21 protein-coding genes and 1 tRNA gene are annotated in these 23,679 nt (G+C 69.6%); 5 read left to right on the top strand and 17 right to left on the bottom strand.

The genetic code is table 11. The features are described from left to right. On the top strand, window positions 1-1,339 hold a 1,339-nt coding region (locus tag ABZ098_RS42280; RefSeq protein WP_356599911.1), incomplete at its 5' end, for a beta-galactosidase trimerization domain-containing protein. Window positions 1,340-1,440: 101 nt separating this feature from the next. Here the strand turns inward: ABZ098_RS42280 and ABZ098_RS42275 are convergent. The 4 genes from ABZ098_RS42275 to ABZ098_RS42260 form a co-directional block, all read right to left on the bottom strand. Further along, window positions 1,441-2,880 (bottom strand): GH1 family beta-glucosidase, encoded by a 1,440-nt coding sequence (locus ABZ098_RS42275; RefSeq protein ID WP_356599909.1) that lies wholly within the window; start codon window positions 2,878-2,880, stop codon window positions 1,441-1,443. Window positions 2,881-3,004: 124 nt separating this feature from the next. After that, window positions 3,005-3,892 (bottom strand): carbohydrate ABC transporter permease, encoded by an 888-nt coding sequence (locus ABZ098_RS42270; RefSeq protein WP_356599907.1) that lies wholly within the window; start codon window positions 3,890-3,892, stop codon window positions 3,005-3,007. Further along, complete coding sequence (locus ABZ098_RS42265; RefSeq protein ID WP_356599905.1) at window positions 3,889-4,917, bottom strand: sugar ABC transporter permease; 1,029 nt, start codon at window positions 4,915-4,917, stop codon at window positions 3,889-3,891. The genes ABZ098_RS42270 and ABZ098_RS42265 overlap by 4 nt, the downstream gene beginning before the upstream one ends. Next, window positions 4,914-6,239, bottom strand: coding sequence for an ABC transporter substrate-binding protein (locus tag ABZ098_RS42260; protein WP_356599903.1), 1,326 nt, complete (start codon window positions 6,237-6,239; stop codon window positions 4,914-4,916). Before ABZ098_RS42260 ends, ABZ098_RS42265 begins: the two co-directional genes overlap by 4 nt. Before the next feature lie 356 nt (window positions 6,240-6,595). Between ABZ098_RS42260 and ABZ098_RS42255 the strand changes: the two genes are divergently transcribed. Further along, the gene (locus ABZ098_RS42255) at window positions 6,596-7,651 is read left to right on the top strand and encodes a LacI family DNA-binding transcriptional regulator (protein ID WP_356599901.1); all 1,056 of its coding nucleotides are present in this window, start codon (window positions 6,596-6,598) and stop codon (window positions 7,649-7,651) included. 95 nt (window positions 7,652-7,746) lie between these two features. Here ABZ098_RS42255 and ABZ098_RS42250 read toward each other — a convergent pair whose 3' ends face one another. Beyond that, the gene (locus tag ABZ098_RS42250; protein WP_356599899.1) at window positions 7,747-7,977 is read right to left on the bottom strand and encodes a hypothetical protein; all 231 of its coding nucleotides are present in this window, start codon (window positions 7,975-7,977) and stop codon (window positions 7,747-7,749) included. Between the two features lie 16 nt (window positions 7,978-7,993). Beyond that, window positions 7,994-8,890 (bottom strand): SDR family oxidoreductase, encoded by an 897-nt coding sequence (locus ABZ098_RS42245; RefSeq protein WP_356599897.1) that lies wholly within the window; start codon window positions 8,888-8,890, stop codon window positions 7,994-7,996. Window positions 8,891-9,053: 163 nt separating this feature from the next. Here ABZ098_RS42245 and ABZ098_RS42240 point away from each other — a divergent pair, with 163 nt between their 5' ends. Next, window positions 9,054-9,929: a LysR family transcriptional regulator gene (locus ABZ098_RS42240; protein ID WP_356599895.1), complete on the top strand. Its 876-nt coding sequence runs from the start codon at window positions 9,054-9,056 to the stop codon at window positions 9,927-9,929. Window positions 9,930-9,980: 51 nt separating this feature from the next. Here ABZ098_RS42240 and ABZ098_RS42235 read toward each other — a convergent pair. From ABZ098_RS42235 to ABZ098_RS42220, 4 genes are all read right to left on the bottom strand, one after another. Next, window positions 9,981-10,053 (bottom strand) — tRNA-His (locus tag ABZ098_RS42235). A 77-nt stretch (window positions 10,054-10,130) separates the two neighbouring features. Next, window positions 10,131-10,733, bottom strand: coding sequence for an oligoribonuclease (gene orn / locus ABZ098_RS42230; protein ID WP_356099243.1), 603 nt, complete (start codon window positions 10,731-10,733; stop codon window positions 10,131-10,133). 103 nt (window positions 10,734-10,836) lie between these two features. Further along, window positions 10,837-12,066: a helix-turn-helix domain-containing protein gene (locus ABZ098_RS42225; protein ID WP_356599893.1), complete on the bottom strand. Its 1,230-nt coding sequence runs from the start codon at window positions 12,064-12,066 to the stop codon at window positions 10,837-10,839. A 386-nt stretch (window positions 12,067-12,452) separates the two neighbouring features. Next, a complete protein-coding gene (locus ABZ098_RS42220; protein ID WP_356599891.1) occupies window positions 12,453-12,758 on the bottom strand; it encodes a hypothetical protein in 306 nt (101 codons plus the stop codon). A gap of 336 nt (window positions 12,759-13,094) precedes the next feature. Here ABZ098_RS42220 and ABZ098_RS42215 point away from each other — a divergent pair, with 336 nt between their 5' ends. Next, a complete protein-coding gene (locus ABZ098_RS42215) occupies window positions 13,095-13,622 on the top strand; it encodes a universal stress protein (protein WP_020123262.1) in 528 nt (175 codons plus the stop codon). A gap of 168 nt (window positions 13,623-13,790) precedes the next feature. Here ABZ098_RS42215 and glmS read toward each other — a convergent pair whose 3' ends face one another. Then, complete coding sequence (gene glmS, locus ABZ098_RS42210; RefSeq protein WP_356599889.1) at window positions 13,791-15,608, bottom strand: glutamine--fructose-6-phosphate transaminase (isomerizing); 1,818 nt, start codon at window positions 15,606-15,608, stop codon at window positions 13,791-13,793. A gap of 13 nt (window positions 15,609-15,621) precedes the next feature. Then, complete coding sequence (locus ABZ098_RS42205) at window positions 15,622-15,879, bottom strand: hypothetical protein (protein ID WP_020123260.1); 258 nt, start codon at window positions 15,877-15,879, stop codon at window positions 15,622-15,624. Between the two features lie 165 nt (window positions 15,880-16,044). Between ABZ098_RS42205 and ABZ098_RS42200 the strand changes: the two genes are divergently transcribed. Then, window positions 16,045-17,607, top strand: coding sequence for a metallophosphoesterase family protein (locus ABZ098_RS42200; protein WP_356599887.1), 1,563 nt, complete (start codon window positions 16,045-16,047; stop codon window positions 17,605-17,607). 26 nt (window positions 17,608-17,633) lie between these two features. Here the strand turns inward: ABZ098_RS42200 and ABZ098_RS42195 are convergent, their stop codons facing one another. The 5 genes from ABZ098_RS42195 to desA form a co-directional block, all read right to left on the bottom strand. Continuing rightward, the gene (locus tag ABZ098_RS42195; RefSeq protein ID WP_356599885.1) at window positions 17,634-18,545 is read right to left on the bottom strand and encodes a DUF4429 domain-containing protein; all 912 of its coding nucleotides are present in this window, start codon (window positions 18,543-18,545) and stop codon (window positions 17,634-17,636) included. A 75-nt stretch (window positions 18,546-18,620) separates the two neighbouring features. Then, on the bottom strand, window positions 18,621-20,393 hold the full coding sequence (locus tag ABZ098_RS42190) for an IucA/IucC family siderophore biosynthesis protein (protein ID WP_356599883.1): 1,773 nt from the start codon (window positions 20,391-20,393) through the stop codon (window positions 18,621-18,623). Next, complete coding sequence (locus ABZ098_RS42185; RefSeq protein WP_356599881.1) at window positions 20,390-20,926, bottom strand: GNAT family N-acetyltransferase; 537 nt, start codon at window positions 20,924-20,926, stop codon at window positions 20,390-20,392. The genes ABZ098_RS42190 and ABZ098_RS42185 overlap by 4 nt, the downstream gene beginning before the upstream one ends. Beyond that, window positions 20,923-22,209 carry a lysine N(6)-hydroxylase/L-ornithine N(5)-oxygenase family protein gene (locus ABZ098_RS42180; protein ID WP_356599879.1) on the bottom strand — a complete coding sequence of 429 codons (1,287 nt, stop codon included), beginning with the start codon at window positions 22,207-22,209 and terminating at the stop codon, window positions 20,923-20,925. Before ABZ098_RS42180 ends, ABZ098_RS42185 begins: the two co-directional genes overlap by 4 nt. After that, window positions 22,193-23,635 (bottom strand): lysine decarboxylase DesA, encoded by a 1,443-nt coding sequence (desA, locus tag ABZ098_RS42175; protein ID WP_356599877.1) that lies wholly within the window; start codon window positions 23,633-23,635, stop codon window positions 22,193-22,195. The genes ABZ098_RS42180 and desA overlap by 17 nt, the downstream gene beginning before the upstream one ends. Window positions 23,636-23,679 lie beyond the last annotated feature (44 nt).

Below are 23,679 nucleotides of genomic sequence, written 5' to 3'. Positions count from 1 at the left end.
CTGCAGCGACGAACTCCTCTCCCTGTACAAGGCGGAACGGGACGTACTGCGGGAAGCGGCCCCGGCGATCCCCGCCACCACCAACTTCATGGTGATGTACAACTTCGACGCGCTGGACTACTGGCGCTGGGCACCGGAGCTGGACGTCGTCTCCAACGACCACTACCTGCGCTCCACCGACCCCGAGTCGCAGATCGACATCGCGCTCAGCGGGGACCTGGTCCGTTCGCTGGCGGGCGGGCCGTGGCTGCTGATGGAGCACTCTACGGGCGCGGTGAACTGGCAGCCGGTCAACAGGGCGAAGAATCCCGGGGAGTTGCGCCGGAACGCGCTCGCTCACGTAGCCCGTGGCGCCGACGGCATCGCCTACTTCCAGTGGCGGGCCGCGAAGGCCGGCGCCGAACAGTGGCACTCGGCGATGCTGCCGCACGCGGGCACCGACAGCCAGATCTGGCGGGACGTCGTGGCGTTGGGGGCGGACCTGAAGGCGCTGGCGGAGGTGCGGGGTGCCGTGAGCCCCGCGTCCGTCGCCGTCGTCTGGGACTGGAACGCCCGCTGGGCCCTGGAACTCCCCTCCCAGCCCAGCGAGTCGGTCCGCTACCTGGACCTGGTCCGGGCCTGGTACGAGCCGCTGTGGCGCTCCGGCGTGGCCGTCGACTTCGTGCACCCCTCGGCGGACCTGTCCCGGTACCGGCTCGTCCTCGCCCCCGCCCTCTACCTGGTCGACGACGAGGGCGCCGAGAACCTGACCGGCTTCGCGTCGGGCGGCGGCACCCTGGTCGTCGGTTTCCACAGCGGGGCCGTCGACACCAACTGCCACATCCGCCTGGGCGGTTACCCGGGCGCCTTCCGCGAGGCCCTCGGCGTCAGCACCGACGAACTCTTCCCGCTGCTGCCGGGGGAGTCCCTGGGGCTGAGCGACGGCGGTACGGCGACGCTGTGGTCGGAGCGGGTGCGTCTGGCGGGCGCGGAGGCGGTGACGTCGTACGGGAACGGCCCCCTGGTCGGCCTGCCCGCGGTGACCCGGCACACCTACGGTGACGGCACGGCCTGGTACCTGGCCACCCACCCGGACCCGTCGACGCTGGCGGATCTGCTGGCCCGCATCCGCACCGAGGCCGGCGTGGAGCCGGTGCGGGAGACGCCTCAGGGCGTGGAGGCGGTGCTGCGCGGCGGCGAGGACGCGGACTACCTCTTCCTGATCAACCACGGGGAGCGGGCCGCCGAGGTCGAGGTTCGGGACGGTGCCACGGAGCTGCTGGCGGGCAAGCCGGTCGGCGGCGGCACGGTGACGGTCGCCGCCGGGGACGTCCTGGTCGTACGGGAGCCGCGGAGATGAACCGCCCGCGTTGATCGACGCGGCCCCCACGCTCACACGTAAGGGGCGCGGCACCCCCCTCGGCTGCCGCGCCCCTTCCCCGTCCCCCGTCTCCGTGGTGGCTACTCGATGCTGTGGACCTCCGGGAGCGTGCCCGTGCGTGCTGCCCGGCCGTACCAGAGGGCACTGGACTTGGGTGTCCGTTCCAGCGTGGTGTAGTCGACGTAGACCGCGCCGAACCGCTTCTCGTAGCCGTACGCCCACTCGAAGTTGTCCAGCAGGGACCACAGGTAGTAGCCGCGGACGTCCGCGCCGTCGGCGATCGCGCGGCGGACCGCGGCGAGGTGGCCGTGCAGATAGGCGATCCGATCGGGGTCGTGGACACGGCCGTCGGGGTCGGGCTTGTCGTCGTAGGCCGCGCCGTTCTCCGTGATGTAGAGGGGCAGTCCCGGGGCCTCGCGCGTGTAGCGCATGATCAGGTCGTGCAGGCCCGTCGGGTCGATCGTCCAGCCCATCTCCGTGCGCTCGCCCGGCGTCTGGTGGAAGGTGACGTCGTCCGCGCCCGGCCACGGGGAGTGCGCGCTGCTGCCGTGCCCGTCGGCGCGCGGCCCGCTGGTCTCCGCGTCCGCGGCCGACACCAGGGCGGGCGTGTAGTAGTTGAGGCCCAGCGCGTCGAGCGGCTGGTTGATCAGGGCGAGGTCGCCGTCCTCGACGAACGACCAGTCCGTGATCAGTTCCGTCGCAGTGAACAGCGTCTGCGGGTACGCCCCGTGCAGGATCGGCCCGTGGAAGATCCCGTTGGCCAGGTCGTCGATCTTCTGCGCCGCCGCCAGGTCCGCCGCGTCCTGCGAGAAGGGCCGCACCACCGAGGAGTTGAGGCTGAGCGCCACCGAGTTGCGGGCCGGCATCGACGCGCGCAGAGCTGAAGTGCCCAGGCCGTGCGCCAGGTTGAGGGTGTGCGCCGCCTTCAGCGAGGCCGCCGGGTCGGTGCGGCCGGGGGCGTGGACACCGGAGGCGTAGCCGAGGAAGGCCGCGCACCACGGCTCGTTGAGGGTGATCCACTGCTCCACCCGGTCGCCGAGCGCCTCCCCGACGATCTGCGCGTACTCCGCGAACCGGTACGCCGTGTCACGCTCCGGCCAGCCGCCCGCGTCCTCCAGCTCCTGCGGAAGGTCCCAGTGGTAGAGCGTCACGGCCGGCTTGATGCCGTGCGCGAGGAGCTCGTCCACCAGCTTGCGGTAGAAGTCCAGGCCCCGCTGGACCGCGGGGCCGCGGCCGGTGGGCTGCACCCGGGACCAGGAGATCGAGAAGCGGTACGCCGTCAGGCCCAGGTCGGCCATGAGCGCCACGTCGTCGCGGTAGCGGTGGTAGTGGTCGACAGCGATGTCACCGTGGTCGCCGCCGGCCGTCTTGCCCGGGGTGTGGCTGAAGGTGTCCCAGATGGAGGGCGTACGGCCGTCCTCCCGCACCGCCCCCTCGATCTGGTACGCGGAGGTCGCGGCTCCCCAGAGGAAGGCGGGGGGAAAGGTCACCGGGGTCTCCGGCGATGCGGAATCGGGCATGGAAGCGCTCCCATCGGAGGTCAGGGAAAGACCGGCTGATAGAGGGGGGAGGGGGAGTGGAGGGGCCGGAGCAGCGGCGGTCCGGCCCCGGAAGCCGTCGGGGGAAGGCCGTATGGCGGGGGCGTCAGCCCTTGATCGCGCCCTGCATGATGCCGCCCACGATCTGCTTGCCGAACAGGAGGAAGGCGATCAGCAGCGGCAGCGTGCCGAGCAGCGCGCCCGCCATGATCACGGCCTGGTCGGGGACATAGCCGGTACCGAGCGAGTTGAGGGCGACCTGCACGGTCGGGTTCTGCTGGTTCAGGGCGATGATCGGCCACAGGAAGTCGTTCCAGGCGAACACGAAGGTCAGCAGCCCGAGCACGGCCATCGCGGGCCGCGCCGCCGGGAAGACCACGTGCCACACCACCCGGATGCTGCTCGCCCCGTCCACCCGGGCCGCCTCGATCAGCTCGGTGGGCAGCGCCTGCACCAGGTACTGGCGCATGAAGAACGTACCGAAGGCCGTCACCAGGGTCGGCAGGATGACCGTCTGGAGCTGGTTCGACCAGCCGAGGTCCGCCATCCACAGGTACAGCGGTACGACCGCCAGCTGCGGCGGGATCATCATCGTGCCGATCGTCAGCAGCAGCAGAAAGCCCGAGAACCTGAACCGCAGCTTGGCGAAGGCGAACCCGGCGAGCGTGGAGAACAGCACCGTGCTGATCGTGATGGCACCCGCCACGATCACGCTGTTGAGCATCGCGGTGCCGAGACCCGCCTCGTCCCACGCGGTCTGCATGTTCTTGAACAGGTTCCCGCCGAACCACAGTGGCGGCGGTGTCTCGGCGAGCCTGCGGTCGGTGCGCGAGGCCGCGATCGCCGTCCACACCAGGGGCGCCAGCGAGACGAGCGCGAAGACCGCGAGGACGACGTAGGTCATCGGGCCGGCGTGCAGCTGCTTGCCCGCGCCCATCACCCGCCGGGAGGCCCGCTTGGAGCTCTGAGGGAGCGTCAGTTCACTGGTGGTCATTGGGACTTCCTCAGCCGTCGAGTGACCAGCAGGTTGATCGCGGCGATGATCAACAGGATCAGGAACATCGACCAGGCGATCGCGGACGCCTTGCCGAGGTTGCCGATGATCCAGCCCTGGTCGTACATGTACAGGCCGAGCGTCTGGTACTGGTGCTCGGAGCCGCCCTTGGAACCGCTCACCCCGCCGAACAGCAGGGGCTCACCGAAGAGCTGGGTCGCGCCGATGGTGGAGACGACCACCGTGAACAGGATGGTGGGCCGAAGCTGCGGGACCGTGACGTGGATGAACTGCTGCCAGCGGTTGGCCCCGTCGATCGCCGCCGACTCGTACAGGTCGGCCGGGATGGCCTGCATCGCCGCGAGGTAGATCAGCGCGTTGTAGCCGGTCCACCGCCAGATCACGATCGACGACACCGCGAACTGCGAACCCCAGTCGGACTCACGCCAGTTGATCGGATCGATCCCGACGAAGTCGAGCAGCCAGTTGACCATGCCGCCGTCCCACGAGTACAGCAGCGTGAAGACGAGGGTCGCCGCCGCCACCGAGGTGGCGTACGGGGTCAGCATCACGACCCGCCACACGGTCGAGCCGCGCAGCTTGTAGTTGAGCAGGTGGGCGAGCCCGATCGCCGCCATGAGCTGCGGCACGGTCGAGATCACACCGATGGTGAAGGTGTTCTTGAGGGCGTTCCAGAAGAAGTCCGAGCTGAGCAGGTTCTTGTAGTTGTCCAGGCCCGCCCAGGTCTGGGTGTCCAGCGAGGACAGCTGCACGTCGTGCAGCGAGTACCAGGCCGTGTACAGCAGCGGGACCAGGGAGAACGCCCCGAAGATGACGAAGAAGGGGGCGATGAACACGTACGGAGACGCCTTCATGTCCCAGCGGTACAGCCGGCTGCGCCAGGGGCTCCTGCCCTCGGGCGGCGTACCGCGACCGTCAGCGCCCCGGGCCGCGCCCGGCTGGGAGCCGGGCGCGGCCTCGACGCTCGACGCGGGATGCGCGAGTGCCTGCTTGGGGCTTGTCACTGGCCGAGCACGTCCTTGATCTCGTTCGTGGCCGCGTCCCAGCCCTGCGCCGGGGACTTGCCCTTCTGCTCGACCTGGAGGATGCCGATGTCGGTCAGCGCGGTGTTGATCGGCTGGTCCTTGACGCCGAAGATCTGCGCCGGGATCGTCTTCGCCGAGTCGGAGAAGATCTGGGTGATCGGCGCGTTGCTGAAGAACTCCGTGGTGGCGGGGGCCGCCTTCAGGGTGGAGTACGCCGACGGGGTCGACGGGAAGCTGGCCTGCTTGGCGAAGACCTTGGCCTGCTGCTCGGGCGCGGTCAGCCACTTCGCGAGCTCGACGGCCTCCTTCTGGTGCTTGCCCGCCGTCGGTACGCCGATGAACGAGCCGCCCCAGTTGCCCGCGGTCGGCGCGGCCGCCACGTCCCACTTGCCCTTGCCGGCGTCACCGGACTTCTCCTGGATGTAGCCGATCATCCAGGCGGGGCAGGCCACGGTGGCGAAGGAGGCGTTCGCGTAGCCCTGGTCCCACGGCTTGTCGAACTGCTTGAGCTTCGCCGACATGTTGCTGGTCGCCACCGACATCGCGACGTCCCAGGCGTTCTTCACACCGGAGGACTTGTCCCAGACGACCTTGCCGCTCTTGTCGTAGTAGCGCTCGCTCTCACCGTTGAGGACCGCGTTGTACACGGAGGAGGCCGAGTCCACGAACTTGGTGCCGCTCGGGGCCTTCTTCATGTACTGCTTGCCGACGTCGACGTACTTCTTCCAGTCGCCCTTCCACTGCGCGGCGAGCTTGGTGCGGTCGGTCTCCAGACCGGCCTTCTCGAACAGGTCCTTGCGGTAGCAGATCGCCATCGGGCCGATGTCGGTGCCGAGTCCGATGAGCTTGCCGTCGGGGGTGGTGGCCTGGGCGTTCTTCCAGTCCAGCCACTGCGACTTGTCGACGTCCTTGCCGAGGTCGACGAACTTGGAGCCCTGCGTCTGGACGGCCTCGGTGATGTTGCCGACCTCGATGGCCTGGATGTCGTCGGTGCCGGAGCCGGCCTGGAGCCGGGTGAGGACCTTCGGCCAGTAGACGTCGGTCCGGGTGGTGACGTTCTCCTTGATGGTGATGTCGGGGTGCGACTTCATGTACTCGTCGTAGAGACCGGCCTGCTTGTAGCCGAAGACCCCGAAGGTGCCGATGGTCAGCGTGGTCTTGCCGCCGCCGGAGTCGTTGCCCGAGCCCGACGTGTCGCCGTCGTCCGAGTCGCCGGCACAGCCTGCCAGCACTCCCGTGGTCAGTGCGGCGACGGCCGCCAGGGCCAACAGCCGGTGGGACCGGCGGGTAGTCGTGCGCATTGCGTCCTCCTGTTGCCTGACGTGCCGACCCCCCGGCCAACTGCGTTGTTGGACCCGTTAGTTCATGCTGCGGCTCGGGCGGGGAACGTGCGGGATATTTATGTGTCAGGTACCGTGGGAGCGCTCCCATCGGTGATGTGTTGAAGGTTCGCGGGTTGGAGCGAGGGTGTCAAGGGAGTCGGCGAGGGGAGATGCGTTCAGTTATCAGCCCGTTAACTGGACCCACTCGGCAGGCCTCGGCTCGCGCACGCGGCCGTGCGGTGCGGGAGGCGGCGGCCCCCCGCGACAGTCACGTCCACACGCGGGACTGTTAAATTCCAGGCCAGCTTAGAGACACAGGTGGGAAGGCGGAGCCCATGGCAAGCCACGGAGCGCGGAGCCGGAGCGGTGGCCGGCCCACCCTCGAGGAGGTCGCGGCGCGCGCCGGCGTCGGCCGGGGGACCGTTTCCCGGGTGATCAACGGCTCGCCCCGGGTCAGTGACGCCACGCGAGCGGCGGTCGAGGCGGCGGTGGCCGAGCTCGGGTACGTCCCGAACACGGCCGCGCGCGCCCTGGCGGCCAACCGTACGGACGCGATCGCGCTGGTCGTGCCCGAACCGGAGACACGGTTCTTCGCGGAGCCGTACTTCTCGGACATGCTCAAGGGCGTCGGCGCGGAGATCTCGGAGACCGAGATGCAGCTCCTGCTGATCTTCGCGGGCAGCGACCGCGAACGCCGCCGCCTGGCCCAGTACCTGGCCGCGCACCGGGTCGACGGCGTCCTGCTGGTCTCCGTCCACGCCGACGACCCGCTCCCCGACCTGCTGTCCCAGCTGGAGATCCCGGCGGTGATCAGCGGCCCGCGCTCGGAGGGCGAGACGCTGCCGTCGGTGGACTCGGACAACTACGGCGGCGGCCGCTCGGCGGTGGAGCACCTGCTGGCCGGCGGCCGCCGGGCGATCGCCCACATCACCGGCCGCCTCGATGTGTACGGCGCCCAGCGGCGCGTCGACGGTTACCGGGACGCGCTGCGCGACGCGGGCCACGAGGTGGACGAGCGGCTGATCGAGCCCGGTGACTTCACCGAGGAGGGCGGGCGCCGGGCGATGACGAAGCTGCTGGCCCGCCGCCCCGACCTGGACGCGGTCTTCGCCGGCTCGGACGTCATGGCGGCCGGTGCCCGCCAGGTCCTGCGCGAGGAGGGCCGCGGCATCCCCTCGGACGTGGCCCTGGTCGGCTACGACGACTCGGCCATAGCCCGCCACATGGACCCGCCCCTCACCAGCGTCCGCCAGCCCATCGAGGAGATGGGCCGCCACATGATCGACCTCCTCCTCTCGGAGATCGCCGACCGCCGCCCCGCGGTCTCCCGGGGCCTGGAGCGCAGGCAGGTGGTCCTGGCGACGGAGCTGGTGCGCCGGACGTCGTCCTGACCTGGTGCGTCAAGAGGTTGAACACAAGGACCTCCGGCCAGCACGACGGCGTACGGGAGTTGGAGGCGTGGCGGACGGTGTCGTCATAGCCCTCCTCAGGCCCTCGTGAAGTAGTGGCCGGCCTCCAGGTCCGGGATCAGTGCCGGGTGTCGGGGTTGCCAGTCGAGCAGCTTGCGGGTGAGCGTGGCGGAGGCGCGCATGTCGATGGCGGCGAAGTGGCCGAGCCGGCGGAAGTGGTCTGCCGCTCTCTCAGGGCCGGGCTTGCGACCGACTCCCAGCTCCCATCTGTTTCGCGGCCCCGGCGCGGCGGCACGGTCACCCCCCATACCGCCGTCCATCGCCTCAGGTCCTCGTGAAGTAGTGGCCGGCCTCCAGGTCCGGGATCAGTGCCGGGTGCCGGGGCTGCCAGTCGAGCAGCTTGCGGGTGAGCGTGGCGGAGGCGCGCATGTCGATGGCGGCGAAGTGGCCGAGCCAGCCGAAGTGGTCCGCCGCCTCCTCGGGGGCCACGCTCGCGACCGGTACGTCGAGGCCCCGGCCGATCGTCTCGGCGATCTCACGGAAGGGCACCCCCTCGTCGCCGATCGCGTGCAGCCGTACGCCCGCCGGTGCCGCCTCCAGGGCCAGTCGGAACAGCCGGGCCGCGTCGAGCCGGTGGACGGCGGCCCAGCGGTTGGAGCCGTCGCCGACCATGGCCGAGACGCCCTTCTCGCGCGCGATGTCGATGAACATGGGCACGAAGCCGTAGTCGCCCTCGCCGTGCACGCTCGGCGGCAGCCGCAGCACCGACGCGCTCACCCCGCGTTCGGCGAGCGCGAGCGTCGCGGCCTCCGAGGCGTGCCGGTGCCTGGCGGGGGAGTCCGGGTCGGCCGGGTCCTCCTCGGTGCCGAGGCGCCCCGGCGCGGTCAGCAACCCCGACGTGACCACGAAGGGCTTGCCGGTGCCTTCGAGCGCCTCGCCGATGGCCTCCACCGCCCGGAGGTCGGCCTCGCCCGAGGCGGTCAGGTTGGTGAAGTCGTGGATGAACGCCAGGTGGGCGACCCCGTCGGCCGCCTCGGCACCCCGGCGCAGACTGTCGAGGTCGGTCAGGTCCCCGCGGTGGGCCTTGGCTCCCGCGGCCTTCAGCGCCTGGACGGACCGGTCCGAGCGGGCCAGGCCCACGACCTCGTGCCCGGCGTCGAGGAGTTCACGGGTGACGGCGGAACCGACGAAGCCGGTCGCACCGGTGACGAATACACGCATGGTCTTCCTTCGTTGTGACGGGTGAATGCCCCCTCAGCGTGCGAAGGCGGGGCCACCGCGGTCCAAGGCCTGTTTCGCATGACGCAATACGAATCAGGCATCACCGCAGGTGGGCGGCGTTGGATGCCGGAAGCCGCCGAAGACGTCGACGTACGCTTCAGACATGACCGACCTCGACCTCCGGCTGGTCCGGTACTTCACGGCCGTCGCCGAGCACCGGCACTTCGGGCGGGCCGCCGACGCGCTGCACGTCACACAGCCGTCGCTGAGCCGGCAGATCCGGCGGCTGGAGCAGCAGCTCGGCGCGCGGCTGCTGGAGCGGACCCCGCGGGGGAGCCGGCTCACCGAGGCGGGGGAGGTGTTCCTGCCCCGGGCGAAGGCGCTGCTGCGGTCGGCGGCCCAGGCGGCGAGCCTTGCCAGGGCGGCCGCCGAACCGAGCAGGATCACCGTGGGGTACACGGCGGGGATCATCGTCACTCCGGCGGTGCGCGCCCTGCGCGAGCGCTTCCCGGACGCCGACGTCAGGACCGCGCACGTCGACTGGACCGAGCGGACGACGGTCCTGCCCGAGCTCAGGGCCGACGTCCTGGTGACCCGGCTGCCCTTCCCGACCGACGGAGCGCAGGTGACGGTCCTCTACGAGGAGCCCCGGGTACTGGTGCTGCCGATCGGACACCGTCTCGCGGGCAAGGAGTCCGTCACCCTCGACGACATCGCCGACGAGCCCCTGGTCCGGGTGGCCGACCCGGCGTGGAACGCGTACTGGCGCATCGACCCCCGCCCGGACGGCCGCCCCGCCCCCGACGGGCCCCTCGCCGACGCCCTGGAGGACAAGTTCGAACTGGTCGCCTCCGGACAGGCCCTCGCCATCACGGCGTTGCCCCGCGCCGGCGCGCTCCGTCCCGACGTCACCGCGGTCCCGCTGCACGGCGTCGAGCCGGCCCACGTGGTCCTCGCGACCCGCGCCGAGGACCGGAGCCGGTTGGTCGCGGCCTTCCGCAAGCTCGCGCGGACCTTTTTGCAGGCGTCCGGCTCCTGAAACGACCTCAGCGGGTGACCTTGTCTCCAAGGTCACCCGCTGAGGGATCAGGGTGAGTGACGGGACTTGAACCCGCGGCCACCTGGACCACAACCAGGTGCTCTACCAACTGAGCTACACCCACCATGTTCGGCTGTTCGGATTTCTCCGACCGGCCGAGAAAAAGTGTACAGGGTCTGAAGGGGTGCTCGCGCCCGGCTTTTACCGCGCGGGCAGGACGTGCTTCGCGGCGATCGTCTTCGCGGTGTCGGAGTCGGGTCCGGGCTGCGGGACGAAGATCGCCTCGCGGTAGTAGCGCAGCTCCGCGATGGACTCGCGGATGTCGGCGAGGGCGCGGTGGTTGCCGTTCTTGTCCGGGCTGTTGAAGTAGGCCCGCGGATACCAGCGCCGGGCCAGCTCCTTGACGGAGCTGACGTCCACGATCCGGTAGTGGAGGTAGTCCTCCAGGGTGGGCATGTCCCGCAGCAGGAAACCGCGGTCGGTGCCGACGGAGTTGCCGCACAGCGGGGCCTTGCCGGGTTCCTTGACGTGCTCGCGGACGTAGGCGAGGACCTGCTCCTCGGCGTCGGCGAGGGTCGTGCCGCCGGACAGCTCCTCGAGCAGCCCGGACGCGGTGTGCATCTGACGCACCACCTCCGGCATCGTCTCCAGCGCCTGGTCCGGCGGGCGGATGACGATGTCCACACCGTCGCCGAGCACGTTGAGCTCGGAGTCGGTGACGAGGGCGGCAACCTCGATGAGCGCGTCGTCGGACAGCGAGAGGCCGGTCATCTCGCAGTCGATCCACACCATGCGATCGTTCATGCGAACACCCTACGGCTGACGTCTGTTTTTGTGGCGCCCGGTGTCGGTGCCGGGCAGCCGGAACGCCGGACGGGCCATCACGGGCCCGCCCGGCGTCAGGACGTCACGCTCCGCTGCGCTGCCCCGGCAGGCTCGCCCGGCCTCCCGTGACGTACAGCTCGCGGCCGTTGTCGGAGGGCGGGCCCACGGGGGCCGGGGTGCGGCGGGCCTGGAGCGGCACCGGACCGCTCTCCGGGTGCAGCGGCACGGGCGCGCTGGGCGCGGGACCCGTCGGGCCCCCCATCGCACCGTCGCTGTCCACCGGCCTGTCGCCCTGCGGACGGCGGGCCCGGTACGCGGCCCGGTAGGCGGCCGGGGACGAGCCGAGCTGCCGCCGGAAGTGCCCGCGCAGCGCCACCGGCGAACGGAAGCCGCAGCGCCCGGCGACCTCGTCCACCGAGTAGTCCGACGTCTCCAGCAGCCGCTGCGCCTGAAGCACCCGCTGGGTGATCAGCCACTGGAGCGGGGCCGAACCCGTCAGCGAGCGGAACCGGCGGTCGAACGTACGACGGCTCATGTACGCGCGCGCCGCCAGCGTCTCCACGTCGAACTGCTCGTGCAGGTGCTCCAGCGCCCAGGCGACGACCTCGGCGAGCGGGTCGGCGCCGATCTCCTCTGGTAAAGACCTGTCGAGGTAGCGCTCCTGACCGCCCGAGCGGCGCGGCGGGACCACCAGGCGGCGGGCCAGCGCGCCGGCCGCCTCGTTGCCGTGGTCCGTCCGCACGATGTGGAGACAGAGGTCGATTCCGGCCGCGGTACCGGCCGAGGTCAGTACGTCGCCGTCGTCCACGAAGAGTTCTCGTGGATCCACATGCACCGACGGGTAGCGCTTGGCCAGCGTCGGCGCGTACATCCAGTGTGTCGTCGCGGGGCGGCCGTCCAGCAGGCCCGCCGCCGCCAGCACGAAGGCGCCGGTGCACAGGCCTACTATGCGGGCGCCTTCCTCGTGCGCCCGGCGCAGTGCGTCGAGCGCCTCCTCCGGTGGCGGTGAAGTGATCGAGCGCCAGGCCGGTACGACGACCGTGCCCGCGCGTGAGATCGCTTCCAGGCCATGCGGTGCGGTGAGTTCCAGGCCCCCTGTGGTCCGCAGTGGGCCTTCCTCGCCGCCGCACACCAACAGTCGGTAGCGCGGCACGCCGGCGTCCTGGCGGTCAATCCCGAACACCGACAAAGGTATGGAACTCTCGAAGATGGGGCCGCCGCTGAACAGCAGCACCGCGACGATCTCCTTGCGGCGTCGCCCGGAAAGCTTCCGGGCCGCGGCTTCCGGCGCGGCAGTGGAGTCGTGGCTCATACTGCTAAGCCCCCCTCGGTGGTCGCGGCGCCCCTAACTTGTCGGGCATGTCGCTCCAGCACGTTTCCCCTCGGTCCTGCACGAGTCCCCCGCCGTAAGACGTCAAGATCGAATCTACTGTGTCCCGTGGTGTCGGCGTGACCAGTTCGTCATCTGGCACATTGTCGACATGGCAACTTGGCGTAAAGCATTCGATCACGAAGCGTTGCACTCGTGGGCCGTGCAGGGAAGTGCGCCTTGTGGCAGTGGCTAATCCACGTAGGGTGCACAGGACCCCCGACACCCTATTCGTGCAGGTGGAACGGGGGTTGAGGGGTGCTTGGACCAAGGGACACGCCCAAGGCGGAAGTTGGCTGAAAAGAATCGTCGCGGTGCATGGAAACCGGTCAGCTGACCGGTGTATTTCCCCCGGTGTGACGACCGCCTCGATGGGCCCCCGTACCGCTCCTGTGATGGCGGCCACGACGGGGTGACCGCTCCTCGGCGCGCAGGCGGGCCGCGCCGCGCTCCGACTGGCGCAGGAGGATACGGCAGACGGCCGTGACGGCGGCGAGACCGAGGGCGGTGCCCGTCGCGCCGGCCAGCGAGGTGCCGTACCAGACGAGCACCACGGGGACGAGGACGCAGCTGAAGACCGCCCAGCGGACCACGTCCGTGCTGGAGTCCTCGGAGGGTGGTCGGTGTCCGGTCATCGCGTGCTCCCTGTGGCGTCTCCCCGTGGCGTGGCTCATGGGTTCAACGCGTGTTCGACCCTTCGGTCACTGTGTCGAGGGGCCGTCCGGTGGTCCGGGGGGCGGGAAGGCCGTGCGCGGCCTGTGCAAACCGCCTGTACAGCGCAGCAACCATTGCGTTACGGGCACCCCCTCGTGCATGCTCCCTGGAACCCCCACGGACCGTGGGCGGGCTCTGGGCTAAGGAGGCGTGGCGCCGTACCCTTGGGGGTATGGGGTTGGGAAGATGATTCCCGGACACAGCTCCGCCGCACACTGTCGTCCCTCCCACACAAGGATCACAACGCCGAGACAGCCATGGCCGGTCACGAATTCTTCGAACCAGCGGACCGCAAGCGGCCCGTCGCCGATCCCACGGCGGCCGAGCCCCTGGCGGCGGAAGAGCCACGCCACTCCTGCGACCCGGCTTTCAAGCACGGCGTCGTGGTCGGCTTCGACGGCTCCACGTCCAGCGAGCGTGCCCTCGCGTACGCGATCGGCATGGCCCATCGCTCCGGCTCGGGCCTGATCATCGTGCATGTCGCCAACCGGCTGCCCACCACCGTGTGGGCCGGTTGCGAGCCACCGGTCTTCGTCGACGTGCCGGACCACCGCACCGAGGTGCTCGGCCTCGAGCTCGCCTGTGCGGACTACCTGGCCGAGGTGCCCTGGATCCTCGTGGAGCGCGGCGGCGACATCTGCCACGAGCTCGAGGAGGTCGGGCGGGAGTACGAGGCGGACGCGATCGTCGTCGGCTCCACCCACGGCATCGTCGGGCGCATCTTCGGCTCCGTCGCGGGACGGCTCGCCAAGCGGGCGAAGCGGCCCGTCATCGTGATTCCTTAACTCGCCGTTCTCCCAGGCGGGATGGACGTATCCCCTCGCGTGACGGTCACTTACGCCGTGTCCGGTACGGCGTTCGCGGCGCTCAAGGCCCTGTGGGACAGAGACGGACCCCCCCCCGTGCCAGGTGGCATCACGTGGGGGTCCGTTCCGTCGGGAGCGCTTGCTCGCTTACTCCACCGTCACCGACTTCGCGAGGTTGCGCGGCTTGTCGATGTCCCGGCCCAGGGCCAACGCGGTGTGGTAGGCGAGGAGTTGAAGCGGGATGCCCATCAGGATCGGGTCCAGCTCGTCCTCGTTCTTCGGGACGACGATGGTCTCGTCGGCCTTCTCCTGGTGCTGGTGGGCGACCGCCAGGATCCGGCCGCTGCGGGCCTTGATCTCCTCCAGGGCGGCGCGGTTCTTCTCCAGCAGGTCGTCGTCGGGGACGATCGCGACCGTGGGGAGGGCGGGCTCGATCAGGGCCAGGGGCCCGTGCTTGAGCTCGGAGGCGGGGTAGGCCTCGGCGTGGATGTAGGAGACCTCCTTGAGCTTCAGGGAGGCCTCGCGGGCCACCGGGTAGCCCCGGACGCGGCCGATGAAGAGCATCGAGCGGGCCTCGGCGTACTGCTCGGCCAGCTTCTTGATGTGCTCCTCCTGCTCCAGCATCTCGGTGATCTGCGCGGGCAGCCTGCGCAGGCCCTCGATGATCCGCTTGCCGTCGCGGACCGACAGGTCGCGGGTGCGGCCCAGGTGCAGGGCGAGCAGGGCGAAGGCGACCGTGGTGTTGGTGAAGCACTTCGTGGAGACCACGCACACCTCGGGGCCGGCGTGCACGTAGATGCCGCCGTCGGCCTCGCGGGCGATCGCCGAGCCGACGACGTTCACCACGCCGAGGACCCGCGCGCCCTTGCGCTTCAGCTCCTGGACGGCGGCGAGGACGTCGTAGGTCTCGCCGGACTGGGAGACGGCGATGTAGAGGGTGTCGGGGTCGACGACCGCGTTGCGGTAGCGGAACTCGGAGGCCGGCTCGGCGTCCGCGGGGATGCGGGCGAGCTCCTCGATCATCTGGGCGCCGATCATGCCCGCGTGGTACGAGGTGCCGCAGCCGAGGATCTTCACGCGGCGGATCTGGCGGGCCTCGCGGGCGTCCAGGTTGAGGCCGCCGAGGTGCACGGTGGAGAAGCGGTCGTCGATGCGGCCGCGCAGGACGCGGTCCACGGCGTCGGCCTGCTCGTGGATCTCCTTGTGCATGTAGGTGTCGTGGCCGCCCATGTCGTAGGAGGCGGCCTCCCACTCGACGGTGGTGGGCTCGGCCGTCGTACGGGTGCCCTCCGTCGTGTAGGTGCGGAAGTCGTCGGCCTTGAGGGTGGCCATCTCGCCGTCGTCGAGGGTGACGATCTGGCGGGTGTGGGCGACCAGCGCGGCGATGTCGGAGGCGACGAACATCTCCTTCTCGCCGATGCCGAGGACGACCGGCGAGCCGTTGCGGGCCACCACGATGCGGTCGCTGAAGTCGGCGTGCATCACGGCGATGCCGTAGGTGCCCTCGATCACCCGCAGGGTGTCGCGGACCTTGTCCTCCAGCTTCTCCGCCTGGGAGCGCGCGATGAGGTGGACGAGGACCTCGGTGTCGGTGTCGGAGAGGAACTCGACGCCGTCCGCCTCCAGCTTGCGGCGCAGGTCGGAGGCGTTGTCGATGATGCCGTTGTGGACGACGGCGACCTTGCCCTCGGCGTCCAGGTGCGGGTGGGCGTTCACGTCGGAGGGGGCGCCGTGGGTGGCCCAGCGGGTGTGGGCGATGCCGGTGGTGCCCTTGAAGCGGGCCGGGACCTTGGCCTCCAGGTCACGCACCCGGCCCTTGGCCTTGACCATCTTCAGCCCGGCCGTCTTCGGCGAGGTGACCACGATGCCCGCCGAGTCGTAGCCGCGGTACTCGAGGCGCTGCAGACCCTCCAGGAGCAGTGGGGCGACATCGCGCTTCCCGATGTATCCGACAATTCCGCACATAAAGATGTGTCCCCTAGCCGTAGACCATGCGGCGCAACTGCCTCAGCGTGAGCTCAGGCGGCGCCACCGCTCGATATTTCAGGTCCGCCTCGATCCGTCCGAAGATCTCCGCGTTCACCAGGCCCTGGGCCTGGAGCTCGCGGTGGCGGCGACGGACGTAGTCCTCGGTCGTCTCGTCGAAGAAGGCGAGCACGTCCTGGATCACGCGCAGTGCCTCGCCCCGACTGAGGGGCGTGGACCGCGTCAGATGATCAACAAGTTCGTCGTGCACCCGGTAGATCCTGAGGTACTGGGAGCCGTTTCGCAAGAATCCTGCCCGATATCGGGCAAGTGGCTGTTGATGCTCTTATGGACGTCTGTTCGCAAGCTGTCCATCCTGTGTCCGACATCCCGTTGCTCATGGCGACGAGTTTCAGACGCCATGGACATTCCTCGCATGGGCGTACCCGAGCAGCTCGCCGAGCGCATGAGCATGGCCGAGCAGCACGAGTACCTGCGCGCCAAGTTTTCCCGGCGCACGATGATCAGAGGCGGCGCCGTCACGCTGGGCGCCGTCGCGGGTGGCGCGTTCGTGCCGGGTGCCGTGGCCCAGGCCGCCACGCCGACCCGGACCTTCGCCAGTGCCGAGAGCGTCGACGGCGCCCTCGTCGCCCCCTTCGGCCGCCACCTCGCCTACGGCAACGACGCACGCACCGAGATGACCGTCTCCTGGCAGGTGCCGGTCGCGGTCAAGAAGCCGTTCATCCGGATCGGCGCCCGCCCCTGGGACCTCTCCCGCAAGATCGAGGCCGAGGTGCGCACCCTGTACACCCCGGCCGGCGTCGGCGCCAGCGGCGACCACACGCAGTACTACCTGCACGCCAAGCTGACCCACCTGCGCCCCGGCCAGACCTACTACTACGGCGTCGGCCACCAGGGCTTCGACCCCGCCGAACCGCACCTGACCGGCACCCTGGGCACCTTCACCACCGCGCCCGCCCACAAGAAGCCGTTCACCTTCACCGCCTTCGGCGACCAGGGCGTCAGCTACCACGGCCTGGCCAACGACAGCCTGCTCCTCGGCCAGAACCCCGCCTTCCACCTGCACGCCGGCGACATCGCCTACGCCGACCCGGCCGGCCAGGGCAAGTCGGCCGACACCGGCTTCGACTCACGGGTGTGGGACCAGTTCCTCGCCCAGACCGAGTCCGTCGCCAAGTCCGTACCGTGGATGGTGAGTTACGGCAACCACGACATGGAGGCCTGGTACTCGCCCAACGGCTACGGCGGCGAAGAAGCCCGCTTCACGCTCCCCGACAATGGGCCGGACAAGAAGCACCTGCCGGGCGTCTACTCCTTCGTCCACGGCAACACGGCGATCATCTCGCTGGACCCGAACGACGTCTCCTTCGAGATCCCGGCCAACCTCGGGATCTCCGGCGGCACCCAGACCACCTGGTTCGAGGGGCAGCTCAAGAAGTACCGGGCCGCCAAGGACATCGACTTCGTCATCGTGTTCTTCCACCACTGCGCCTACTGCACCTCCACGGCGCACGCCTCGGAAGGCGGCGTGCGCCAGGAGTGGGTGCCGCTGTTCGAGAAGTACCAGGTGGACCTGGTCATCAACGGCCACAACCACCAGTACGAGCGCACCGACGTCATCAAGGGCGACAAGGTCGCCAAGAAGCTCCCGATCGGGGGGACCGCGTACCCCGAGACCGAGGGCGTCGTCTACGTCACGGCGGGCGCCGCGGGCCGCAGCCTGTACGCGTTCTCCGCGCCCGACTCCTACGAGGGACACCTCAACGAGCAGGAGTCCGTGGCCTCCTTCGTCAACACCAAGGACGGCAAGGTCGACGAGACGGTCGCCTGGTCCCGGGTGCGCTACCTCAACTACTCCTTCCTGCGCGTGGACGTGGAGCCCGCCGCCCGGGGCCACTACGCCAGGCTGAAGGTGTCGGGCATCGCCGAGAGCGGTGACCGCATCGACCACTTCACCGTGGCGCGCAGGGCGAAGTAACCGCTTTTCTGCCGGGGGTCCGGGGGTCATCCCCCGGGATGATGCAGCATCCGCTTGAGGACCGCCTGCTTGGCCAGGGCGAACTCCTCGTCCGTGAGGACACCGGTGCGGTGCAGCTCACCGAGCTCGCGCAACCGGCGCAGGAGGGCGTCATGGCCGTCCTCGGCGGGGGCGACCGGAGAAGAAGGCGTCTGCGGTCGTGCGGTGAGTGATTTCCGTCCGTCGTCGTCGGCGGCCCGGGCCGGGTGCGGGAGCCTGGCCTGGACCGCCGCCGCGACCAACGCCATCAGCGGATCCTTCTTGAAGCCCCACAGCTCCACCGCGTTGGGGTCGTACTTCGGCGGGGCCTTGGTCGGGGCGTGCCGGACGGTGAAGCGCAGGTGGCCGTTCTCCAGGCCGACCGCGGGCTGCCAGTCCACGGCGACGATGTCGGCCAGGGCGAGGGTGCGGGGCCCGGCGGAGGCCTTGGCGTCCTCCGTCTTCCAGTTCCACTCCAGCCGGACGTGCTCGCCGTCGAACGCGGCGGTGCCGTCACCCGCGGAGACCGCGAGGGGCACGGCCGGGCCCGGGAGCAGGTATCCGTCCACCGGATCGGCCGGGACCTGGTCCAGGAGCAGCGCGCCCCGGACCTCGTCCACGAAGTACTCCGCGACGCCGTAGCGGTCCGACTCGACGGTGAGCTGGTACGGGTCGTGCGGCTCGGTCAGCCGGCCGCCGGTCGCGTGCAGCAGGGGGTCGGCGCCGTCGCGCAGCCGTATGCGCAGCCGACCGTTCTTCTTGCCCTGTTCGAAAGAGATGCCCGCCAACGCGCCCAGCGGGACCACGAGTTCACCGAGCTCCTTACGGAGGAGGCCGACGTTCTTGTCCCTTCCCGGAGTCAGTCGCAGGGCGTCGCCGTCGAAGACCCATGTGCCGTCCTTCTGCAGGATTTCCGCCATGGGGAAATTGTGGCGGACGAAGACGGGTCCCGGGAGGACCGTACTCCCGGGACCCGCCTGGTACTTGGGCCCGGCTTACCGGCCCGCGATGGGGTTGGTCAGCGTGCCGACGAGCTGGAGCGCGCCGGACGGGTCCGCCAGGTCGACCATCTGCCGGTTGTTGCGCAGCTGGAGGCGGTTGAGGCAGGACAGGGCGAACTCGGGCGCGAACATGTCGTACTGCGCGAACTTGTCGGCCAGTTCGGGCACCGAGTCCTGGTAGTCGCGGGTGACCTCGGCGACCGTGCGCCAGAAGTCCTCCTCCTCCAGGACCCCCTCGGCGGCGAGGTTCGCGGCCAGGAAGCGGAAGAAGCAGTCGAAGACGTCCGTGAAGATCGACAGCAGCTTGGTGTCGTCGGGGACCTCCACGCGCAGCCGCTCGACCGCCGGCGGCAGCACCGCCTCCGGGTCCATGACGGCGATCTCCTCGGCGATGTCCTTGTAGATCGCCCGCTCGACCACACCGTCCTTCAGGACCAGGATGACGTTCTCGCCGTGCGGCATGAACACCAGGTCGTAGGCGTAGAAGCTGTGCAGCAGCGGGGTGTAGTAGGCGCGCAGGTAGCGGCGCAGCCAGTCGGTCGGGGTGAGCCCGGAGCGCTCGACGAGGGCGCCCGCGAAGGACCTGCCCTCGTGGTCGACGTGGACCAGCGAGGCCATCGTCGCGAGCGACTCGCCGTCCTGGAGCGACGGGACCGGGCTCTCGCGCCACAGCGCGGCCAGCATCTTGCGGTACGGCGAGTAGCGGTCCGTGGCGGCCTCGTACTCCAGGTGCCGGTAGCCGACGGCGGCCCGCTCGCGGATGATCGTCAGGCCCGTCGACTTCAGTACCGGGTCACCGTCGATGAGGGCGGCGAGCCAGTCGTTGATGGCGGGGGTCGCCTCCATGTACGCGGCCGAGAGTCCGCGCATGAAGCCCATGTTGAGGACGGACAGGGCCGTCTTCACATAGTGCTTCTCGGGGTGGGAGGTGTTGAAGAAGGTCCGGATGGACTGCTGGGCCAGGTACTCGTCGTCGCCCTCGCCGAGGCAGACCAGCAGATCGCGGGCGACCTCGGCGGCGAAGGTGACGGTGAGCTTGTTCCACCACTGCCAGGGGTGGACGGGGATGAGGAGGTAGTCGGCCGGGTCGAGGCCCTTGCCGCGCAGGACGCCGTGGAAGCGCTCGACGGTCTCCTCGCCCAGCTCCTGCCGTACGAAGGTCTCGTACTCGATGCCGACCCCGGCCGTGAACGCGGCTCGCGAGCGGTGGGCGGCGAGCCAGACCAGGCGGACCGGGCTCGCGGTCTCCGGGGCGTACGAGAGGTACTCGTGGATGCCGAAGCCGAGCCGGCCGTTGTTGGCCACGAAGCAGGGGTGGCCCTCGGTCATGCCGGTCTCGATGTCCTGGAAGTCGGCCTTCACCAACTCGGCCACCGGGACCTGGGGCTTGGTGAGCTTGTAGCAGCTGCCGGAGAGGGTGGAGGAGATCTCCTCCAGGTACACCGGCAGGATCTCGTCGCTCAGGCCGAGGGTGTCCTTCAGTTCGACGAAGAAGTCCAGGGCGGCCAGGGGCAGTTCGGCGCCGTCGCGGTGCCGGGTGATGGAGTCGGCGTCGACCTGCCAGTGGTCCAGGGCGCGGCGCACGGCCGTGAAGTCGTAGCGGGTCTTGCCGTCGTCGCTGCGGACGACGTACTGGTCCTTGTCGGTCTCCTCGGGCTCGATGAGCCGCTCGTGGGCGAACTCGGCGAGACCCTTGCGGATCAGCAGGCGGTTGGCGGTCTCCCAGCGTTCGGGGGAGAGGTGGGACACGGCGTCGGCGAGGCTCATATCGTCACCCCCGTGGCCGCGAGGAACTGGGCCCGGGTGCAGAAGCTCAACAGGGCCTTCTTCTCCGGCTTCTGTATCTCGCGCTCGGGCACGAACCCGACCGCCTCGTTCAGGGCGTGGACGGCCTTGTTGGAGACGTCGGGCTCCACGACCACCCGCTGGACGGCCGGGTCCTCGAAGAGGTGGGCCATCACGGCGGTGATGACGGACCGGGTGAAGCCGTGGACGGGCCGGTCGGTCGCCGGGGTCAGGAAGTGCATGCCGATGTCACCGGGGCGCGGCTCGTACAGGCCGACCAGCTCCCGGTGGGCCGGGTCGTACTTCTCCATCAGGAAGGCGGGGGCGCCGGTCTCGTCGAGGCCCAGCAGCGCGTGGTGGTGCTCGTCGGCCGCGATGTCCATGTAGGCCCGCTCGACGTCCTCCAGTTTCGCGTCCTGCATCATCCAGAACGCGGCCTTGGGGTGGGTGACCCACCCGTGCAGCAGCTCGGCGTCCTTCAGGGGGTCGAGGGGGCGGAAGGTGAAGGAGGTCATACGGAAAACTCCTGGAACGCGATCGTCTTCTCGACCGGGTAGTACTCGGTGCCGAGCAGCTCCCGGATGATGCAGCTGTTGCGGTAGGCGCCCATGCCCAGGTCGGGGCTGGTGATGCTGTGGGTGTGGACCCCGCCGTTCTGGAGGAAGACGCCTCTGCCCGTCACGTCGATCGCGTAGGTGCGGGACACGTCGAAGTTGCCCTGGGAGTCGTAGACCAGGCGGTCCTTGACCGGGGCCAGGAACTCCGGCTCGGCGTACTTGTAGCCCGTCGCGAGGACCAGGCCCTGCGACTCGATCTCGAAGTCCTTCTCCTGCTCCTCCTGGCGGAAGCCGAGCGTGTACGTGCCGTTCTCGTGACGCGCGCTGGTGAGCGAGGAGTTGGTGAGCAGCCGGGTGGGGACCGGGCCGCCGAGGTTCTTCTGGTAGAGCAGGTCGAAGATCTCGTTGATGAGGTCGCCGTCGATGCCCTTGAACAGGCCCTTCTGCTCGGCGGTGAGCCGGTAGCGGGTGGCCTCGGGCAGCTCGCGGTAGTAGTCGATGTACTCCGGGGAGGTCATCTCCAGCGTGAGCTTGGTGTATTCGAGGGGGAAGAAGCGCGGGGAGCGGGTCACCCAGTTCAGCCGGTAGCCGTGGACGTCGATCTCCGAGAGGAGGTCGTAGTAGATCTCGGCGGCGGACTGGCCGGAGCCGACGATCGTGATCGACTCCTTCTTCTGGAGCTCCTCCCTGTTCTGCACGTAGCGGGAGTTGTGGAAGAAGTCGCCGCCGAGGCCGCGCACGGCCTCCGGGTAGTGCGGGGAGGTGCCGGTGCCGAGGACCAGGTGGCGGGCGCGGAAGACGTCGCCGTCGGCCGTGGTCACGACGTAGAGGTCGTCCTCGTACCGGACCTCGGTCACCGTCGTGCCGAAGCGGACGCTGCTCAGTTTGTTCGCGGCCCAGCGGCAGTAGTCGTCGTACTCCACCCGCAGCGGGTAGAAGTTCTCGCGGATGTAGAACGAGTACAGCCGGCCCTTCTCCTTCAGGTAGTTGAGGAAGGAGTACGGCGAGGTCGGGTCCGCGAGGGTGACCAGGTCCGACATGAACGGGGTCTGGAGGTGGGCGCCGTCCAGGAACATGCCGGCGTGCCACTCGAAGTCGGGCTTCGACTCCAGGAAGACGCCGTCGAGTTCGGCGACGGGTTCGGTCAGACAGGCCAGGCCGAGGTTGAAGGGCCCGAGCCCGATGCCCACGAAGTCGTGGGTCGAGGAAGAACGGGACGGGTTTTCAGGACGCGCGGTCAAGGGACTCTCCCAGGTACTGCTCGGCGTGGCCGGCGATGAGGTCGAGGACGACGGACATGTCCTCGACCGTCGTCTCGGGGTTGAGCAGGGTGAACTTCAGGTAGTGGCGGCCCTGGACCTTGGTGCCCGCGACCACCGCGTCGCCGGAGGCGAACAGGGCCTTGCGGGCGTACAGGTTGGCGCGGTCGATCTCGGCCGGGTCGGTGACCGAGGACGGGATGTAGCGGAAGACGAGCGTGGAGAGACTCGGTTCGACGACCACGTCGTAGCGCGGGTCGGCGGCGAGCACCTTCCAGCCCTCGGCGGCCAGGTCGCAGACCTCGTCGAAGAGCCGGCCGATGCCGTCGGCACCCATCACGCGCAGGGTCATCCACAGCTTGAGCGCGTCGAAGCGGCGGGTGGTCTGGAGGGACTTGTCGACCTGGTTGGGGATGCGCTCGGTGACCATGCGCTTCGGGTTGAGGTACTCGGCGTGGTACGTCGCGTGGCGCAGGGTCGAGGCGTCGCGGACCAGCACGGCGGACGAACTCACCGGCTGGAAGAAGGACTTGTGGTAGTCGACGGTGACCGAGTCGGCGCGCTCGATGCCGTCGACGCGGCCCCGGTACTTGAGGGAGGCCAGCAGCCCGCAGCCGTAGGCGGCGTCGACGTGCATCCAGGTGTCGAACTGCTCGCACAGTTCGGCGATCTCGGGCAGCGGGTCGATGGACCCGAAGTCGGTGGTGCCGGCCGTGGCGACGACGGCCATGGGGACGAGACCGTCCCGCTCGCAGCGCTCCAGCTCGCGGGCGAGGGCGACGGTCTGCATCCGCTTGTCGTGGTCGACGGGGATGGAGACCACGGAGTCCTGGTCGAGGCCCAGCAGTTTCGCGGACTTCTTCACGCTGAAGTGGCTGACCTCGGAGGCGAAGATGCGCAGTTTGGCGAAGGAGTCGGTCTTCGCCTCCTCACGGGCCAGCAGCAGTGCCTGGAGGTTGGACTGCGTGCCGCCCGAGGTGAACACGCCGTCGGCGTTGTCGCCGAGGCCGATGCGCGCGGTCGTCCAGTCGATCAGCTTGCGCTCGATGAGGGTGCCGCCGGCCGACTGGTCCCAGGTGTCCAGGGAGGAGTTGACGGCGGAGAGGATGGCCTCGCCGACGACGGCCGGGATGACGACCGGGCAGTTGAGGTGGGCGAGGTAGCGGGGATGGTGAAAGTAGACCGCGTCCCGGAGATACACCTCCTCCAGCTCGTCGAGCACCGCCGCCGTGTCCAGCAGGGGCTTGTCGAGGTCGATCTCCTCGATGCGAGGGGAGAGGGCGTCCACGGTGACCCCGGTGAACGGCCTTGTGGTGGTGGCGAGTTTGGCCGCCACCCGCTCGATTCCTTCGGTCACGGAGCGGCGGTAGCTCTCCGCGGTCGTGTCGTTGAGCAGGTGCGAGCGCATGTGGGGGTCCTCCGGTGGGGACGATCCGTGCGGGACGGGGCAGG

This window comes from Streptomyces sp. NPDC006335 (assembly GCF_040612795.1).
Lineage (GTDB): Bacteria > Actinomycetota > Actinomycetes > Streptomycetales > Streptomycetaceae > Streptomyces.
The sequence above is the reverse complement of the archived record's forward strand: the minus strand, read 5'-3'. Positions and strand labels throughout refer to the sequence as shown.

Excerpts from the sequence above, each read along its gene's own strand:
- ABZ098_RS42185 (WP_356599881.1), bottom strand. The coding sequence starts at position 20,926 with ATGACCTCCTTCACCTTCCGCCCCCTCGACCCCCTGAAGGACGCCGAG.
- desA (WP_356599877.1), bottom strand. The coding sequence starts at position 23,635 with ATGCGCTCGCACCTGCTCAACGACACGACCGCGGAGAGCTACCGCCGC.
- ABZ098_RS42220 (WP_356599891.1), bottom strand. The coding sequence starts at position 12,758 with ATGACCGGACACCGACCACCCTCCGAGGACTCCAGCACGGACGTGGTC.
- ABZ098_RS42250 (WP_356599899.1), bottom strand. The coding sequence starts at position 7,977 with ATGGGGGGTGACCGTGCCGCCGCGCCGGGGCCGCGAAACAGATGGGAG.
- ABZ098_RS42245 (WP_356599897.1), bottom strand. The coding sequence starts at position 8,890 with ATGCGTGTATTCGTCACCGGTGCGACCGGCTTCGTCGGTTCCGCCGTC.
- orn (WP_356099243.1), bottom strand. The coding sequence starts at position 10,733 with ATGAACGATCGCATGGTGTGGATCGACTGCGAGATGACCGGCCTCTCG.
- ABZ098_RS42260 (WP_356599903.1), bottom strand. The coding sequence starts at position 6,239 with ATGCGCACGACTACCCGCCGGTCCCACCGGCTGTTGGCCCTGGCGGCC.
- ABZ098_RS42200 (WP_356599887.1), top strand. The coding sequence starts at position 16,045 with ATGGGCGTACCCGAGCAGCTCGCCGAGCGCATGAGCATGGCCGAGCAG.
- ABZ098_RS42225 (WP_356599893.1), bottom strand. The coding sequence starts at position 12,066 with ATGAGCCACGACTCCACTGCCGCGCCGGAAGCCGCGGCCCGGAAGCTT.
- ABZ098_RS42270 (WP_356599907.1), bottom strand. The coding sequence starts at position 3,892 with ATGACCACCAGTGAACTGACGCTCCCTCAGAGCTCCAAGCGGGCCTCC.
- ABZ098_RS42215 (WP_020123262.1), top strand. The coding sequence starts at position 13,095 with ATGGCCGGTCACGAATTCTTCGAACCAGCGGACCGCAAGCGGCCCGTC.
- glmS (WP_356599889.1), bottom strand. The coding sequence starts at position 15,608 with ATGTGCGGAATTGTCGGATACATCGGGAAGCGCGATGTCGCCCCACTG.
- ABZ098_RS42255 (WP_356599901.1), top strand. The coding sequence starts at position 6,596 with ATGGCAAGCCACGGAGCGCGGAGCCGGAGCGGTGGCCGGCCCACCCTC.
- ABZ098_RS42275 (WP_356599909.1), bottom strand. The coding sequence starts at position 2,880 with ATGCCCGATTCCGCATCGCCGGAGACCCCGGTGACCTTTCCCCCCGCC.
- ABZ098_RS42190 (WP_356599883.1), bottom strand. The coding sequence starts at position 20,393 with ATGAGCCTCGCCGACGCCGTGTCCCACCTCTCCCCCGAACGCTGGGAG.
- ABZ098_RS42195 (WP_356599885.1), bottom strand. The coding sequence starts at position 18,545 with ATGGCGGAAATCCTGCAGAAGGACGGCACATGGGTCTTCGACGGCGAC.
- ABZ098_RS42240 (WP_356599895.1), top strand. The coding sequence starts at position 9,054 with ATGACCGACCTCGACCTCCGGCTGGTCCGGTACTTCACGGCCGTCGCC.